The following is a 2821-nucleotide window of genomic DNA, read 5'->3' as shown; positions in this document are numbered from 1 at the left end:
AGATCCGCGACGACCTCCACGAAGCCTTCCTCACCCTCGGCTGCAGCATCATCTGCTGGCGCCGACTGAAGACCTCTTTTTGCTAGGAGTCCTAAATCCGGCTACTACAACTGGCGCGGCCGGCCGGAATCCATGACGGCCCAGCGGCGCGAAGAACTGAAGCTGCTCATCCAGAAGGCATTCGAGGACTCCGACAGCACCTACGGCCATCGGCGCATCCAAGCACAGTTGCACCGCTGGGGTATCGCCGCGGGCCTGGAGCTGGTCCGCCGGCTCATGCGCGAGCTGGGCCTTGAGCCCTGCCAGCCAAAGCCGAAACGCTTCGGCCTCACCCGGCACACGCCCGGGCCCGTGCCGGACCTGGTCGGCCGGAACTTCACCGCCGAGACCCCGGGTGAAAAACTCGTCGGCGACATCACCTATATTCCCACCGGCGAGGGGTGGCTGTATCTGGCGACCGTCATCGACTGCTGCACGAAGGAAGTCATCGGGTACGCGATGGACGACCACTACCAGACTCCTCTGATAACCCGAGCCATACGCAACGCGGCGCGGAACAGGAAGCTCGCGAACGGTGCAATATTTCATACCGACCGCGGAAGCAACTACATGTCAGCCGAGTTCGGGAAGGAGTTGAAGCGTCTCGGTCTCCGCAGATCGGCTGGGCGTACCGGAATCTGTTTCGACAACGCTATGGCCGAGTCATTCTTCGGCGCTCTGAAGAACGAGCGTGTATCACGGGTGACTTACCTGACCCGCGAGGCGGCTGTGCGGGACATCATCCGGTACATCGAATTCTGGTACAATCGCAAACGCCTCCACTCGGCAGTGGGTTACCGCCCTCCGCTCGAAGTCCACGCCGAACACCAGCAGTTGCCAATCGCCGCGTGAAGTCAGCGGTCAGATGCCTGTCCGGAAAACGCGAGGCCCCTCAGCAGACGGACCTGCTTCCAAGCCACGGTGCAGCGCGACGACGGCAGGAAACCGCTGGTCGCCCGCTTCGGCGGGATCCCGCTCAAGCGTCAGCGCACCGCCGTCCTCACCGACCGCCGGCCCGTCATGGCCACCACCCGACGCAACGAGCTGATCCACCGGCTCCTCGCCGGGCAGTGCGAGATGTGCGAGGGACGCACCGGACTACAGGTCCACCACGTCCGCAAACTCGCCGATCTCAACAAGCCAGGACGCCCGGAACGGCCACCATGGGTCCGACTGATGGCCATGCGCAAGCGCAAGACCCTCGTGGTCTGCGAACGCTGCCACCAGGACATCCATGCCGGACGGAGTACAGCCTCCACCCGGAAATGATCACTGGAGAGCCGGATGCCGGGACAACTGGCCTGTCCGGTTCGGGAAGGGGCCGTCGGAAAAGGACCCGAGCCACGGGCACCTCGTCGGCGGCCTACTTCACTCCGTGGGAGCCCGGGGGTGAGATTCCCCCGGGCGACCCGACTACTAGGGCGCCTGCCACTCCGCCTGGAAGTGCGGAAACCCTTGGAACCCATTCGACGTGCAGTTTGCACTCGTGTTCTGGGAGGCGTGGAGGGAGAGCACGTCGCCGACGTTCAGCAGCAGAATCGTGGACAAGCTATTGGTGGCGGTACCAATAGGGTTTCTCATGTCCCGTTCATCGGTGTCGACGTCGCTGCCGTTCACCCTGAGGGCCAATTGCGTGAGACCCGTGTTCGTCGGAACATTGCACGTCCAGGACATTCGTCCCGTGACGAGATAACGCCCGGCCGTGCGGACCACCAGCGTCGAATTCGTGGCATCGAACATCATGTCCGTGTCGTAGTCGACGTTGGTGAACGTGAGTTTGGTGCTGGGGCCGTTCGAGATGGTCTGGGATCCCGATGAGACGCTGGCGCCGATATTGAAGGCCTTCCCGGCAGGCCCCGTTGCGCCGGTGGCTCCAGTGGGACCGGTGTCGCCCTTCGGACCAGCCGCTCCGGTCGCACCGGTGGGGCCGGGGGGACCAGTAGGGCCGGGGGGACCGGCGGGACCAGTGGGACCTGCGGGACCAGTGGGACCGGTGTCACCCTTCGGACCGGCCGGTCCGGTCGGGCCCGTCGGTCCCCTCCGGCACTCGTCGTTGTCCCCACCCCGCCCCCCGTCCGACTCCGACAGGGCCTTCGTCTTCTTCTTGTGGTGCGACTCGTCCTCGCACTTGTCGCCGCCGAACCCGTTCGTCACGGTCCCGCGAGGGCCGCTCATGCTCTGCACTGCGGCCACGGCCGACCCGGCCACACCGGCCGCCAGGACGATCGCGAGGCAGGCGAGCGTGCCGCCGGTCGTCCACCTGCCTTGACGGGGCGGCGGTCCCATTCGGGCCCCTTTCCTACACTCAGGACTCATCTACTCTGCTCCTCTTTTCAACCGGCTCGGTGAATTTCCCGAACCCGAGGGTGAGCTTGACTGGTTGACGGACCAGCGACCGTCAATCCCGGCCGGAACGCGCTGAGGCATCCATAAATCGAATCAATCGAAGTGCCGAGTGGGGCAATTGTGGGCTAATCGCCAGAGGTAGTCTCCATCTGGTTTTTACCGCTCCACGAGCCTCAGGACTGTACTCGCGCCTCTCAGAGGCCTGGCAGGCCAGCGGCCGGCCGATTGAGGTAATTCCCCAGAGCGCCGTCCACCTATCGCTCGGCACCAACCTCGATTCTTCCGAGGGCTGACGGCGGCGTTGTGAGCGGCTGGCTGCCCGATATGTCCCGTGCCGTGTTGGGACTGGCCGTCGCGTGACGCTGCGGGGGCGTCGGGTTCCACGGGCCCGAGGGTGGTGCGGTGCTGTCCTTTCCGGTGTCGTCGGGGTGACGGA

General features: G+C 64.9%; 2 protein-coding genes and 1 pseudogene. 2 read left to right on the top strand and 1 reads right to left on the bottom strand.

Translation table 11 applies throughout. The features are described from left to right. Positions 1-102: 102 nt before the first annotated feature. Both ACZ3TS_RS42710 and ACZ3TS_RS42705 read left to right on the top strand, forming a co-directional pair. A pseudogene (locus ACZ3TS_RS42710) lies at positions 103-891 on the top strand (IS3 family transposase); the annotation flags it as partial. A 69-nt stretch (positions 892-960) separates the two neighbouring features. Next, on the top strand, positions 961-1308 hold the full coding sequence (locus ACZ3TS_RS42705; protein WP_467628581.1) for an HNH endonuclease: 348 nt from the start codon (positions 961-963) through the stop codon (positions 1306-1308). Between the two features lie 147 nt (positions 1309-1455). Here the strand turns inward: ACZ3TS_RS42705 and ACZ3TS_RS42700 are convergent, their stop codons facing one another. Next, positions 1456-1782 carry a hypothetical protein gene (locus ACZ3TS_RS42700; protein ID WP_467628578.1) on the bottom strand — a complete coding sequence of 109 codons (327 nt, stop codon included), beginning with the start codon at positions 1780-1782 and terminating at the stop codon, positions 1456-1458. Positions 1783-2821: the final 1039 nt, after the last annotated feature.

It is taken from the genome of Streptomyces sp. NPDC022910 (assembly GCF_055561075.1).
The sequence above is the reverse complement of the archived record's forward strand: the minus strand, read 5'-3'. Positions and strand labels throughout refer to the sequence as shown.